The following is a 14,818-nucleotide window of genomic DNA, read 5'->3' as shown; positions in this document are numbered from 1 at the left end:
CCCTTGAATTTTCAAGGGGATTTTATTTTTTAATGCGCTTCCAGCCAATTCTCTCCAACACCAACTTCTACATCTAGTGGTACTGCAATTTTATAAGCATTTTCCATTTCGGATTTAATCATGGTTTTCATTATCTCTAACTCTGGCTTGTAAACGTCAAAAACTAATTCATCATGTACTTGTAAAAGCATTTTGGTTTTGTAATTACCTTCTTCAAGCTTTTTATGAATATTAATCATGGCTATTTTTATAATATCTGCAGCACTACCTTGTATAGGCGCGTTTACGGCGTTGCGTTCTGCGGCACCACGAACAATAGCATTACTTCCGTTAATGTCTTTTAAATATCGACGTCTGCCTAATACGGTTTGTACATAGCCATTTTCTCGAGCAAAATCTACTTGCTCACTCATGTAGTTACGCAATTTAGGATAGGTTTTATAATAGGTGTCAATCAAATCCTTAGCTTCTCCTCTTGATAAATCTGTTTGGTTGCTTAATCCAAATGCAGATACACCATAGATAATTCCGAAATTAACTGTTTTAGCGTTACTTCGTTGCTCTCTTGTAACTTCGTTTAAAGGAACATTGAATACTTTTGATGCTGTTGATGCGTGAATGTCTTCTCCATTTTTAAAAGCTTCAATCATGGTAGTTTCTTCACTCAAAGCGGCAATTATTCTAAGTTCTATTTGAGAATAATCCGCAGCAAGTAAAATGTAATTTTCATTTCTTGGAACAAATGCTTTACGTACTTGTCTTCCTCTTTCGGTTCTGATAGGAATATTTTGAAGATTAGGGTTGTTGCTACTTAAACGCCCTGTTGCTGCCACAGTTTGCATATAGTCTGTATGGACTCTTCCTGTGCTTTCTTCAATTTGTGTGGGTAATGCATCAACATAAGTGCTCTTAAGTTTTGCGAGACCACGATATTCTAATACATTTTTTATGATTTCATGATCTTTTGCTAAATATGAAAGTACATCTTCGGCTGTAGAATATTGACCAGTTTTGGTTTTTTTAGGTTTGTCCACCAATTTAAGTTTGTCAAACAGAATATCTCCTAATTGTTTTGGAGATGCAATATTAAATTCTTCACCTGCTGCCTCGTAGATTTTAGCTTCTAATGTATTAATGTCATTATCTAAATCTTTCGAAAGGGAGTTTAGAAATTCTTTGTCTAAATTAATACCTTCTAATTCCATATCTGCAAGCACATGGAGCAAGGGTATTTCTATAGCATTAAATAATTCTTCGGTGTTAGCTTCAGATAATTCAGGTTTAAAATGTTGTGCTAATTGGAACGTTACGTCTGCATCTTCAACAGCATATTCGGTTTGTTCTTCTAATGGAACATCGCGCATATTTAATTGATTTTTTCCTTTTTTACCAATCAATTCGGTGATAGAAACAGGAGTATAATTTAAGTAAGTTTCTGCAAGCACATCCATATTATGACGCATATCTGGATTGATCAGATAGTGTGCGAGCATAGTGTCAAAACACTTTCCTTTTACTTTGATATTATATTTGTCTAGTACCTTAATATCGTATTTTAAATTCTGCCCTATCTTTTCAATATTTTCATTTTCAAAAAATGGGTGAAGTTCCTCGATTAGAGCTTGGGCTTCTTCTTTTTGCTGTGGAAATGGTATATAGAATCCTTTAGTTGATTCCCAAGAAAATGCAATACCAACAAGTTCTGCGGTAAGAGGATTCAGGCCAGTGGTCTCTGTGTCAAAACAAACTGCTTTTTGCTGCATTAGGTTTTTCAGGAATAGCTTCATTGCCATGCCTGGCGCGATACTCTGGTAAATATGGGCAATATCTTTAATGGTTTTTCGGCTAGAATAATCCTGAACAGTTTCTGCAATGGTAGATGGGTCTGCTCCAAACAATGAAAATTGTCCGCTACCAGCTTCTTTTGGTTGCGTCTTTGTGGTTGTGTTAGATGAGCTAGATGTTTCTGAAATTTCAGTAGTGTCTTCCTCAGAGAATAGTTTTAAAAATTGATCTTTTAATCGTCTAAACTCTAGTTCTTCAAAAAGCACTTGTACTTTCTCTGCATCAGGGACAGATAATTCGTAATCTTTTGCATTGAATTTTACATCACAATCGGTGCAAATGGTGGCTAACTTTTTTGATAATAATCCTAACTCGGCATTTTCTTTTACTTTTTCTTTCATTTTGCCTTTTAGCTTATCTGTATTTGCTAAAAGATTTTCCATGGTTCCAAATTCTTCCAGAAATTTCTTTGCTGTTTTATCACCAACTCCAGGCAGCCCTGGAATATTGTCACTAGCATCACCCATCATTCCCAGATAGTCTATTACTTGTTCTGGGCGTTGTACGCCAAAACGTTCTTGAACTTCTGGAATTCCCCATATTTCTATACCATTGCCCATTCGTGCAGGTCTATACATAAAAATGTTTTCAGAAACTAGTTGACCAAAATCTTTATCGGGGGTTACCATAAATACTTTGTAATCTTCTTTTTCAGCTTGTTTGGCTAAAGTTCCAATAATATCATCGGCTTCCCATCCTTCTAAGACAACAACCGGAATATGCATGGCTTTTAATATTTCTTGTATGTAGGGTACTGCAATACGAATCGCATCGGGAGTTTCATCGCGATTAGCTTTGTATTCAGGGAAAAGTTCCGTGCGTTCAGCGCTACCGCCTTTGTCGAAACAAACGGCTAAATGATCTGGTTTTTCACGACGAATTACATCAAGAAGTGAATTCATAAACCCCATAATTGCCGAAGTATCCATTCCTTTAGAATTGATTCTTGGGTTTTTTATTAAGGCGTAATAGCCACGAAATATTAATGCATATGCATCGAGTAGAAAAAGTCTTTTTTGATCTGCCATTTTAATTTTTATTGTAGAATTCCAAAACTACGAAGATTATCTAATTCCATTTATTAATTTATTCTTTAATATAGGATTCAGGGATATTATTTACATGTCCGGCTTCGGAATAGGTTCTATAGCTAAATCCTGGTTGAATGCAATATCCTCCAGTTTCTCCTTTTTTATTTATGGCTATAAATCCTATTTGAAAATTTAACTTGTTTTTATTCTTTTTTATAATTCTCCGAACACCTTCTTCGCAGGCTTCTTGAGGCGATTTGCCTTGTCGCATTAATTCTACAATTAAAAAACTTCCCACGGTTCGTACAACTTCCTCACCAACTCCTGTAGCAGTTGCACCGCCAACCTCGTTATCAACAAAAAGTCCTGCGCCTATTATGGGGGAATCACCTACGCGACCTGCTATCTTATAAGCCATGCCACTAGTAGTGCAAGCTCCCGATATGTTGCCGTTATTATCTATGGCAAGCATTCCAATGGTATCGTGATTTTCAATATTCACAATAGGTTTGTACTGAGCGGTTTTTTTCCATTCTAACCATTCCTGTTTGGATTTTTCTGTTAGTAAATTCTCCTTTTTAAATCCTTTTTCATAGGCGAATTGCTCTGCTCCTTTTCCGGCGAGCATTACATGTGGAGTATCTTCCATAACTTTTCGGGCAACGGAAATTGGGTGTACTATATTTTCTATGCAAAGTACTGCTCCGCAATTACCTTCGGAATCCATAATGCAAGCATCAAGAGTGACATTCCCATCGCGATCGGGTCTGCCTCCTTTCCCTACCGACTGATTTTTTACATCAGCCTCTTCGATCATTACACCTTGTTCTACTGCGTCTAAAGAACTACCGCCGCTTTTTAAAACCTCCCATGCTTTAGAAGTGGCATTTTCAACATTCCATGTAGCAATTACTATAGGTTGTTCTCTGTTGTTTTCTGAGATAATTGATTTATTTTCTTCTTTACAAGATGCGAGAATTGGCGAGGAAATTAATCCAGCTGTGGCAATAGTCGAACTTTTTAGAAATTTTCTTCTTTGCATTCTATTGATGTGTTGATTACATTAGGGTTTTAAATATAAGAATATGCAAGTAGAAGTTTGCGCTAATTCTTTAGAATCTGCGTTAAATGCTCAAAAAGCTGGAGCAGACAGAATTGAGCTTTGTTCTGAATTAGGTCTTGGTGGTGTTACTCCATCTTTTGGTTTGCTAAAAGCCGTTAAAGAGCATATACATATTCCCGTTCATGTGCTTATTCGGCCAAGGGGAGGAGATTTTGTATATTCTGATTTTGATTTTAAAGTGATGTTAAACGATATTGATCACTGTATTGGTCTTGGTTTTGAAGGAATAGTTTCAGGCGTTTTAATGTCGGATTTTAATATTGATTTGAAAAGAACGGAGCAATTAATAAGAGCTTCCAAAGGATCAAAGTTTACTTTTCATAGAGCATTTGATTGGGTGCAAGATCCATTTATGGCTTTGCAACAATTAGAGCAGCTGGGAGTAAATTATGTTTTAACAAGTGGGCAGCAAAAAAAAGCAGAAGATGGAATAGAATTGCTTAGTACACTTAATGAAAATACAAAACATTGTCAGATTATACCGGCAAGTGGTATTAACTACGATAATGTGTTGTTGTTTAAAGAGAAAAAATTTAAGAATGTTCATTTTTCGGCGGCTTCTTTGCTTGAGAAAAATGTAAATAGGAAAAATTTGCCCATGAGTTTTTTACCTTTTTTAGATGAAGATAAAGTTGCAATTTCTAATTTGCGAACAATACAAGATATTGTAACAAGGGTTAAATAATGTTTAAATGGGCTACTGCTTTTCGTAATTAGAAATACCTTTGTAAAAAAAATAGTGCATGCTACGTTGGATTATATTTATCATTGTTTACCTAGTTTTAGGATTCTATACCTTACAGGCTATAAAAGCTGGCACAAGATATCCATGGGTGCATTACGCCTTTATTGCAATATCGTTATTGGTTTTAGGTAATTTTATTTATCAATTTACTTTTGGAGCTACAGATGGTCGAGTGTTGAGTAGACCAAAAAGCTATGCTTTAGGGTTTTTGCTTACTGTTGTAACATTTAAAATTATCACTGTTGTCTTCTTGTTATCTGAAGATTTATTTAGATTATTATCTGGGTTTTACCAAAAAGTTTTTGGAATAGATAAAACATTTACTTTTCCTGAGCGCAGGCGATTTCTTAGTTTAATTGCTATGGGAATTGCTGCAGTACCTTTTGGAGGTTTGCTTTATGGAATGTACAAAGGCAAGTATAACTTTAAGGTATTAAAATATAATTTGGAGTTTGATGATTTGCCAGATGCTTTTGATGGGTATCAAATAACTCAAATTTCTGATGTGCATAGTGGTAGTTTTGATAATAGAGAAAAGATTGTTTATGCTATTGATTTAATAAATAAGCAAAAGAGCGATGTTTTGCTTTTTACTGGGGATTTGGTAAATAATAAAGCAGAAGAAATGCACCCTTGGAAAGAATTATTTTCTACTCTTGAAGCTAAGGATGGTAAGTTCTCTATACTCGGAAATCATGATTATGGTGATTATGTAGATTGGAATACAGAAGAAGAAAAAGCAGAAAATTTAGAAGATTTAAAGAAGTTGCAAAAAGAAATAGGGTTCGATTTACTTTTGAATGATAGTCGTTATTTAACAAAAGGCAATGACAAAATTGCACTTATTGGTGTGGAAAATTGGGGAAGAGGGGGTTTTAAAAAAGCTGGAGATTTAAAAAAAGCTACAAAAAATATACAAAAGAACGATTTTAAAATATTATTAAGTCACGACCCTAGTCATTGGGAAGATAAAGTGTTGCATGATGATGATCATTACCATTTAACGTTGAGTGGGCATACGCATGGTATGCAGTTTGGGATTGAAATTCCAGGATGGATTAAATGGAGTCCAGTAAAATGGAGGTATAAATATTGGGCCGGGATTTATCAGGAGTTAGGGCAATATATAAATGTAAATCGTGGCTTTGGGTTTTTAGGTTATCCTGGTCGTGTGGGAATATGGCCAGAAATAACTGTTATAACATTGAAAAAAAGAATTTAGCCTAACTTATTTGAATTAAAAATGACAAAAAGGACTAGGAAATTATTTTTTTAACATTTTTTCTTACATTTGACTAATGAATCCAAACATTCAAGTATGTCTAAATTTGGTGAACTAATAGAATCAAAGACTCCAGTGCTTCTGGATTTTTATGCAGAGTGGAATGAACAATCCACTGCAATGCACCCTGTGCTACGTGATGTAGCGGCAGCCTTAGGTGATAAGGGTAAGGTAATTAAGATTGATGTTGATAAAAATAAAGAGTTATCACAAGCTTTGAGAGTTAAAGGCTTGCCAACCCTTATGATTTATAAAAATGGCGAAATGGTTTGGCGCCAGAGTGGAGAACAAGATGCAAATACCTTAATAGGTATTCTAAACGAGTATATTTAAATATTTAGAATAAAAGCATAAAAAAACCGAGATGAATATCTCGGTTTTTTTATGCTTTTATTCCTGTATAATAGGAATGGTATCTAAGGTTTCAGGAATAGCAGTGCCATCAATTTGGCTGGAGTCTATTAAATCTGGATTGTCCTTCGATGTGTGTTCTTTTAATAATGGGTCTTGACCGCCATCTACAAATCTGCTAAACTTGTCAATATATTCATTGAAGATGATCGTTTCTTTTTCAGCTAATTCCCGATCTCCATTTCTAATAACAATATCTATATTTCTGTTATAAGCTTCCATATCAGTAATTATTTCATTTAGCTTTTCATATTGTTCATCTAATGGCATGGCAGCATAATAATCTAGCTTTTCCTGATATTTTTTCTTTAATTGTTCAAAAATCTTACGAGCCTTAGCTGTTTCACCAACTTTATAATAGCCATCTACAAAAGGTTCCACAAAAGCATAATACTCAAAATGTTCAACCGGCATATTAGTCATTGCAATGTTGATCATTTCTTTGGCTTTATCAATTTTGTTTTCATTTATGAGTTGCTCAACTAGACGGGCTATGTTGCCTCTAAAAGAAAGACCTTGAATTCTTGTTTGGGGATCATGGTAAATATCAGAACTTCCTGAATTTCCCCATTCCCATTTTTTTACAATATCATACATTAAATCACTATCTATTCTTCCCATTTCGTAAGAACTCGCATTAGTAGTTTTAATAGGTACCAGTTTGTAAACTAGCCCATCTAATTGTAAATAATCTTTCATCCATAAATACTCTCCATCGTCAAAACTACCACCTGAAAAGTAAATTGGCCTTTTCCAATCGTTATTGGCAAGTAAATCTAACATTAACAACCTATTTTTAGGTAATGCACTCTTTGGTAATTCTATATCAATGTAGTCTACTATTAACGCAGAATCTTTTTCTTTTACCAAACCACTTTCTAATACATTCTTTTTATTTACTGGAACACGAATATGGTTTGTTGGATAAAAAACAATATCTAATGTATTTTCAGGATAGTCGCTCGGGTTTTGTTCTTGTGATGCTTCTATAACACTTCTAAGTTTAGTTCTAGGCTCATCACTAGCAACCCATTCCATAAAAGCTTTAATATCCCATCTAGATTCAGATATGTTTTTATTGTATAATCTGTCAACATTCTGGTAATAAACCACATCTCTAGATCCTACTCTATATTGTTCATGGGTTAATTGTGAAGGTATTGGATCGCTTTCATAGGCTTTCTTCTTCATTTGGTCTATATACCAATCTGTAGCAAATAAGCTAGTATTGATAACGCGAACATCTGTTCTTATTTTTTCAATCTCTTGAGCATACCACAATGGAAATGTATCATTATCTCCAATGGTAAAAAGTATTGCCCCTGCATTTTTTTGCGTAGACTCCAAATAATCAATTGCGGTTGATTTTGCTGTAAATCTGTTAGATCTATCATGATCATCCCAGTTTTGATATCCCATTAGAAAAGGAACGGCAAGTAAGCATATAGCAACGGTAACCGGAGCTGAAATTTTAGGGGTAATCAGTTTTTTAAACGAATCAAAGATTCCATATACGCCAATCCCAATCCAAATAGCGAAAATATAAAAAGACCCCACTAAAGAATAGTCTCTTTCTCTTGGTTGAAATATAGAAGGATTGGTATAAAACTGAATTGCAATACCAGTAAATATAAAAAACACGAAAAGGACCCAAAATTGTTTAGGATTTTTTCCTAGCTGATAGAGTATGCCTATGATGCCTAGAATAAGTGGTAAGAAATAATAGAGGTTTCTTCCTTTATTATTTAAAATATCACTAGGTAAATTAGTTTGACTGCCAATCGATGGTCTAAGGGAGTCTATAAATGAGATTCCACTAAGCCAATTTCCATTTTCATCATAACGACCCTGTTTGTCATTTTGTTTTCCTGTAAAATTCCACATAAAATAACGCCAATACATATATCCAAATTGAAAATCAATCATGTATTTTACGTTGTCCCAAACAGATGGTGGTTGTACCTCAATATAATCCCCAAATCTATTCAGAAACTGAACGTATTGACTTTCGCTAATATCACCTTTGGCAAAGCCAGATTTAAGTTGCGCAATGGCTTCGCGCAACTCTGCGCTATTAGTTTTGGGTTTAAATTCTAGAGTGCCAAAATAACGCATGTAATTTTCAACATTTTGTTCACTCCACATTCTTGGTAGAAAACCTACATGTTTTTCGTTGGGACCTTGTGTAGCGTTTTTATATTTATTTACAATAATATACTTACCGGCTTTTTCATCTTTTTCATACTTGGGCTTTTCATCTTTTTCTGGTCCTGCTGGTGCAAAAGCATTGGAGTAATAGGCGCCATAAAAAGGACTATCAACACCAGGGTATTGCTCTCTGTTGTAATATGCTAACAAAGAACGAGCGTCTGACGGATCATTTTCATTAATTACTACATTAGCATTTGCTCTTATAGGAAGCATTAACCATGAAGAAAAACCGAAAAACAAAAACATTAAGCATAAAACAATAGTATTCGCTGTATGGTAATTATTTTTTCTAGTATATCGAAGTCCAAAATAAAAGGCAGAAATAAATACTAAGCCCATAATAATAGAACCTGAGTTAAAAGGTAGTCCTATAGTATTAATAAAGAACACTTCGCTCCAACCAAAAGCAACTAATACATAGGTGAGAGAGAACTTATAGACTAACATTAATATGGCGACCACTATAATGTTTGCTAATAAAAAGCTTTTAACTGTTGTAGTTTTATATTTTTTAAAATAATAAAGTAATCCAATAGAAGGAATGGCTAAAAAGCCCATGAATTGAATACCAAAGGTCAAACCAACAATGAACGACATTAAAACAATCCATTTATCTCCTCTTGGATTATCTAAATTGTCAACCCATTTTAAGCCCATCCATAATAATACAGCCATAATTAAACTTGCCATGGCATATACTTCTGTTTCAACGGCATTAAACCAGAAACTATCGGAGAATGTAAAAGCTAAGGAACCAACAAGTCCGCTGCCTAATATGGCAATTGCTTTGCTGTTTGAAATAGCTTCGTCTTGTACAATTAATTTTTTTGTGAGATTGGTTATCGTCCAAAACATAAATAATATGGTGAACGCACTAGATACGCCAGAAACGTAATTTACCATAATGGCAATATAGGTTTCGTCAATAGCAAACATTGAGAAAAAAGCACCTATCATTTGAAGTAATGGTGCTCCAGGTGGGTGGCCTACTTGTAGTTTAGCCGAAGTGGCTATATACTCACCGGCATCCCAAAAGCTACCGGTTGGCTCAACAGTAATCCAATAAGTTATTAATGCAATAAAAAAAACAAACCATCCTAAAATGGAGTCCCATCTCTCAAAATTTTTTGAAAACATCTATGTTGAATTTTATCAATAACGGCGAATTTACTAATTAAAATAGATATCATTCTCATTTTTTGATAAACCTTTAACATCAACTCTTTTCTTTTTTTAAATTATTTTTTTTAAAATATTTGTGGATGTAAAACTTTGTATTAAATTTGCACCTCTTTTAGAGGTAATGGTCCATGGTGTAATTGGCAACACTCCGGTTTTTGGTACCGTCATTCAAGGTTCGAGTCCTTGTGGACCAACAGAATTTAAGTTAATCCCTGCTTTTGAAAGAGCGGGGATTTTATTTTAAATCTAAAGTAAGTTTCACTTGATTAAATCTTGTAGCTGTAATTTATATTGTATGTTGAAAAAAAATGTATATTTGCACTGCTGTAAGGAAGAATAGTATATACGAGGGGACAATTTGTCCCCTCTTTTATTACTTAGTTTTATGTTTAAAGAAAAAGTTTTAGCGTTATTAGAAGGGGCTTTAGAGGAGAATAAATCTATATTTTTAATAGATTTTACCATAGCTGCTGGTAATAAAATAAACATAGTATTGGATGGTGATACTGGTGTTACTTTAAAAGATTGTATGGCTGTAAGTAGAGCTATAGAACATAATTTAGACAGAGAAGAAGAAGATTTTTCTTTAGAAGTTGCTTCAGCTGGAGCGACTTCTCCTATGATTATGCCAAGACAGTACAAAAAGAATATAGGTAGAGAATTGGAAGTGAAGTCTCAAGGTAGTAAATTTGAAGGTGTTTTAACTGATGTTAATGATCAGGGTATTACTTTAGAGTGGAAAGCTAGAGAACCTAAACCAGTTGGTAAGGGTAAAGTTACAGTTCAGAAAAAGCAAGAATTTGATTTTTCTGATATTCAAGAAGCAAAAGTTATAATAAAATTTTAATTGTAGTATAAAATGGAAAATATTGCGCTGATCGAATCTTTTTCGGAATTTAAGGACGATAAGTTCATAGACAGGGTAACGCTAATGGCGATTTTGGAAGATGTTTTTAGAAACGCACTTAAGAAAAAGTTTGGTTCTGATGATAACTTTGATATTATTATTAATCCTGATAAAGGGGATTTGGAAATATGGAGAAATCGTGTAGTTGTTGAAGATGGACAAGTGGAGGAGCCAAATGAAGAGATTTCATTAAGTGAAGCGCGCAAGATTGAGCCAGATTTTGAAGTAGGTGAAGATGTTTCTGAAGAAGTAAAGTTAATACAATTAGGTAGAAGAGCTATTTTGGCATTACGTCAAAACTTAATATCTAAAATTCATGAACATGATAATACTACAATATATAAGCAATTTAAAGATTTAGAAGGCGAAATATATACTGCAGAAGTGCATCATATTAGACATAAAGTTGTGATTTTGTTGGATGATGAAGGCAATGAAATTATCATGCCTAAAGAAAAACAAATACCATCAGACTTTTTTAGAAAAGGAGATAATGTTCGTGGTGTAATTGAAAGTGTAGAATTAAAAGGAAACAAACCTGTAATTATAATGTCTAGAACGGCACCTGCATTTTTAGAGCAATTGTTTTTTCAAGAAATACCGGAAGTATTCGATGGTTTAATTACAGTTAAAAAAGTTGTAAGAATACCAGGAGAAAAGGCGAAAGTTGCAGTAGATTCTTATGATGATCGTATTGATCCAGTAGGAGCTTGTGTAGGTATGAAAGGTTCTCGTATTCATGGTATCGTTAGGGAGTTGGGTAATGAAAATATAGACGTAATAAATTGGACAAGTAATCCTCAGTTATTAGTAACAAGAGCATTGAGTCCAGCGCGTGTGTCTTCCGTAAAGCTTAATGATGAGAAAATGACTGCTCAGGTATATTTAAAACCAGAAGAGGTTTCTAAGGCTATCGGTAGAGGCGGTCATAATATTAGATTGGCTGGTCAATTAACTGGTTATGAAATAGATGTATTCCGTGAAGGTGTAGAGGAAGATGTTGAATTAACAGAATTCTCAGATGAAATCGAAGCATGGATTATCGATGAGTTTAAGAAGATAGGGATGGATACTGCTCGTAGTGTTTTAGAGCAGGATGTTGATGATTTAGTAAAGCGTACAGATTTGGAAGAGGAAACAATTTTAGAAGTTGTGCGTATCTTAAAAGAAGAATTAGCAGATTAAGCTATATATTAGCAAGAAATTTCAAGTATAGTAACAAGTATTTATGGCAGATAATGCAACAATAAGGCTTAATAAAGTCCTACGGGAACTAAACATTTCACTCGACAGGGCGGTAGATTTTTTGGGTTCCAAAGGTCATGATGTGGACGCCAGGCCTACCACTAAAATTTCTAATGAGGTGTATCAAGTTCTTTTGGATGAGTTCCAAACGGATATGAGCAAAAAGGTTGCATCTAAGGAAGTTGGGGAAGAAAAGCGTAAAGAAAAAGAAGCTATTAGGCAACAACTTGAACAGGAGCAAGAAGACCGTAAGGTCGAAAGAGAGCGTAAAGCAGCTTCTGAACAAGTTATTAGAGGTAAAGCGGAGCTCACCGGACCTAAAACTGTTGGTAAAATAGATTTAGATAAAAAGGAGCAACCTAAAGAGGAAAAGGCTCAAGAAGTTCCAAAACCAATAGAGCCAGAACCAGTTAAAGAAGTTAAATCGGAGCCGGTTGTTGTTAAGGCAGCTGCTGATAGACCTAAATTTAAAGTGGTTGATAAAATAGATTTATCACCTAAGGAGAAGGTTAAACCAGAAGTGGTAAAAGAAAAGGAGCAAGAAGTTGCGCCTGTGGCTAAAGTGGAAGAGGTAAAGGAAAGTAAAGCTCCTGTAGAAGAGGTTGAAGAAAAATCTCAAGAATCTGAAACTCTGACTACGCAGTATAAGAAATTAAGTGGCCCAAAAATCACTGGAGCCAAAATAGACCTTTCTAAGTTCGAAAAGCCTAAAAAGAAAAAAGAGGTTGCTAAACCTGGAGACGCTAGCGATAAAAAGAAGCGTAGAAGAAGAATAGTAAGCAATAATACAACTCCTGGTCAAACAAGTACTGGAAATCAAGGTGGCGGTAACCGTCCAGCAAGAGCGGGTGGCAACACTGGAGGTCCAAGAAGAGGTCCTGTTCAAAGATTTAATCCTGTGGCTAAAGTAGAGCCTACGGAAGAAGATGTGCAAAAGCAGGTTAGAGAAACTTTGGAAAAACTTCAAGGTAAATCTAAAAAAGGAAAAGGAGCTAAATATAGAAGAGATAAAAGAGATCAACACCGTCAACAAACGGAAAAAGATCTTGAACAACAAGAATTAGAAAGTAAAATTCTTAAAGTAACTGAGTTCGTAACGGCTAATGAAGTAGCTACTATGATGGATGTGCCTACAACCAAAATTATATCGGCTTGTATGTCTCTTGGAATAATGGTTACAATGAATCAGCGTTTAGATGCAGAAACACTTTCTATTGTTGCTGAAGAGTTTGGATACGAAGTGGAATTTGTCTCAGCGGAAATCGAAGAGGCAATTGAAGAAAAAGCAGATAATCCAAAAGATTTAAAAGAAAGAGCTCCTATTGTTACTGTAATGGGTCACGTAGATCACGGTAAAACTTCTTTATTGGATTATATCCGTAAAGAAAATGTTATTGCTGGTGAAAGTGGAGGAATTACGCAGCATATAGGTGCATATGGGGTTACTTTAGATAGTGGTCAAAAAATTGCTTTCTTAGATACTCCTGGTCACGAAGCCTTTACGGCGATGCGTGCACGTGGTGCTCAAGTAACTGATATTGCAATTATTGTTGTTGCGGCAGATGATGATATCATGCCTCAAACCAAAGAAGCAATTAGTCATGCTCAAGCAGCAGGTGTTCCAATTGTATTTGCTATCAATAAAATAGATAAGCCAAATGCGAATGTGGAAAAAATTAAAGACGGACTGGCACAAATGAACCTTTTGGTTGAAGATTGGGGTGGAAAAATTCAGTCTCATGATATTTCAGCTAAAACAGGTCAAGGTGTAAAGGAGTTACTGGAAAAAGTATTGTTAGAAGCAGAGCTTCTTGAGCTTAAAGCTAATCCAGATAAATTGGCAAGTGGGACTGTAGTAGAAGCTTTCTTAGATAAAGGAAGAGGTTATGTGTCTACAGTTTTGGTTCAAGCAGGATCTTTGAAAATTGGAGATTATGTGCTTGCTGGTACATGTAGTGGTAAAATTAAAGCCATGCATGATGAAAGAGGTAATAGCATTAAAGTAGCAGGACCTTCAACGCCAATATCTATATTGGGTTTAGACGGTGCACCTCAAGCTGGGGATAAATTTAATGTACTAGAAGATGAACGCGAAGCGAAACAAATTGCAGCGAAGCGTGGTCAGTTATTACGCGAGCAATCAGTAAGAACGCAACGTCATATTACATTAGATGAAATTGGAAGACGTATTGCTTTAGGTGATTTCAAAGAATTAAATATTATCCTTAAAGGTGATGTTGATGGATCTGTTGAAGCATTAACGGATTCGTTCCAAAAATTATCAACAGCAGAAATTCAAGTGAATATTATTCATAAAGCAGTTGGTCCAATTACAGAGTCTGATGTATTGTTGGCTTCAGCTTCAGATGCGGTTATTATTGGATTTAATGTAAGGCCAATGGGTAACGCACGTGCAATAGCAGATAATGAAGAAATTGATATTAGAATGTATTCTATTATCTATGATGCTATTAATGATCTTAAAGATGCAATGGAAGGTATGCTTTCTCCTGAAATGAAAGAGGAAATTACTGGTACTGCAGAAATTAGAGAGACATTCAAAATATCTAAAATAGGAACCATTGCTGGTTGTATGGTAACTAGTGGTAAAATCTTTAGAAATTCTGGAATACGCTTAATACGTGATGGTGTGGTAGTATTTACGGGTGAATTGACATCATTAAAACGATTTAAAGATGATGTTAAGGAAGTTGCTAAAGGATATGATTGTGGTCTTCAGATTAAGAATTACAATGATATTAGAGAATTGGATATTGTTGAAGCATTTCAAGAAATTGCAGTTAAAAAGAAACTTAAATAAGTATCTTTTGAATAG

General features: G+C 34.7%; 9 protein-coding genes and 1 tRNA gene. 7 read left to right on the top strand and 3 right to left on the bottom strand.

The features are described 5' to 3' along the window. Window positions 1–29: 29 nt before the first annotated feature. Complete coding sequence (gene polA / locus B8963_RS01695; protein ID WP_084059677.1) at window positions 30–2,873, bottom strand: DNA polymerase I; 2,844 nt, start codon at window positions 2,871–2,873, stop codon at window positions 30–32. Between the two features lie 58 nt (window positions 2,874–2,931). Further along, on the bottom strand, window positions 2,932–3,918 hold the full coding sequence (locus B8963_RS01690; RefSeq protein WP_084059676.1) for an isoaspartyl peptidase/L-asparaginase family protein: 987 nt from the start codon (window positions 3,916–3,918) through the stop codon (window positions 2,932–2,934). A 43-nt stretch (window positions 3,919–3,961) separates the two neighbouring features. On the opposite strand from B8963_RS01690, the gene B8963_RS01685 reads away from it, so the two are divergent. The 3 genes from B8963_RS01685 (at window position 3,962) to B8963_RS01675 (ending at window position 6,359) form a co-directional block, all read left to right on the top strand. Next, window positions 3,962–4,684 (top strand): copper homeostasis protein CutC, encoded by a 723-nt coding sequence (locus B8963_RS01685; protein WP_084059675.1) that lies wholly within the window; start codon window positions 3,962–3,964, stop codon window positions 4,682–4,684. Window positions 4,685–4,742: 58 nt separating this feature from the next. Continuing rightward, complete coding sequence (locus B8963_RS01680) at window positions 4,743–5,966, top strand: metallophosphoesterase (RefSeq protein WP_084059674.1); 1,224 nt, start codon at window positions 4,743–4,745, stop codon at window positions 5,964–5,966. A gap of 96 nt (window positions 5,967–6,062) precedes the next feature. After that, window positions 6,063–6,359 (top strand): thioredoxin family protein, encoded by a 297-nt coding sequence (locus tag B8963_RS01675; RefSeq protein ID WP_084059673.1) that lies wholly within the window; start codon window positions 6,063–6,065, stop codon window positions 6,357–6,359. 57 nt (window positions 6,360–6,416) lie between these two features. On the opposite strand, the gene B8963_RS01670 is transcribed toward B8963_RS01675, so the two are convergent. Further along, window positions 6,417–9,785, bottom strand: coding sequence for a glycosyltransferase family 117 protein (locus tag B8963_RS01670; RefSeq protein WP_084059670.1), 3,369 nt, complete (start codon window positions 9,783–9,785; stop codon window positions 6,417–6,419). A gap of 167 nt (window positions 9,786–9,952) precedes the next feature. Between B8963_RS01670 and B8963_RS01665 the strand changes: the two genes are divergently transcribed. The 4 genes from B8963_RS01665 to infB all read left to right on the top strand — a co-directional run bounded on the left by B8963_RS01665 (window position 9,953) and on the right by infB (window position 14,803). Further along, window positions 9,953–10,024, top strand: a tRNA-Gln gene (locus B8963_RS01665). A gap of 191 nt (window positions 10,025–10,215) precedes the next feature. Further along, complete coding sequence (gene rimP, locus B8963_RS01660) at window positions 10,216–10,677, top strand: ribosome assembly cofactor RimP (protein ID WP_084059651.1); 462 nt, start codon at window positions 10,216–10,218, stop codon at window positions 10,675–10,677. A gap of 12 nt (window positions 10,678–10,689) precedes the next feature. Next, window positions 10,690–11,922: a transcription termination factor NusA gene (gene nusA / locus B8963_RS01655; RefSeq protein ID WP_084059649.1), complete on the top strand. Its 1,233-nt coding sequence runs from the start codon at window positions 10,690–10,692 to the stop codon at window positions 11,920–11,922. A gap of 43 nt (window positions 11,923–11,965) precedes the next feature. Continuing rightward, window positions 11,966–14,803, top strand: coding sequence for a translation initiation factor IF-2 (infB, locus tag B8963_RS01650; protein ID WP_084059646.1), 2,838 nt, complete (start codon window positions 11,966–11,968; stop codon window positions 14,801–14,803). Window positions 14,804–14,818: the final 15 nt, after the last annotated feature.

It is taken from the genome of Cellulophaga tyrosinoxydans, assembly GCF_900176415.1.
Lineage (GTDB): Bacteria > Bacteroidota > Bacteroidia > Flavobacteriales > Flavobacteriaceae > Cellulophaga > Cellulophaga tyrosinoxydans.
The sequence above is the reverse complement of the archived record's forward strand: the minus strand, read 5'-3'. Positions and strand labels throughout refer to the sequence as shown.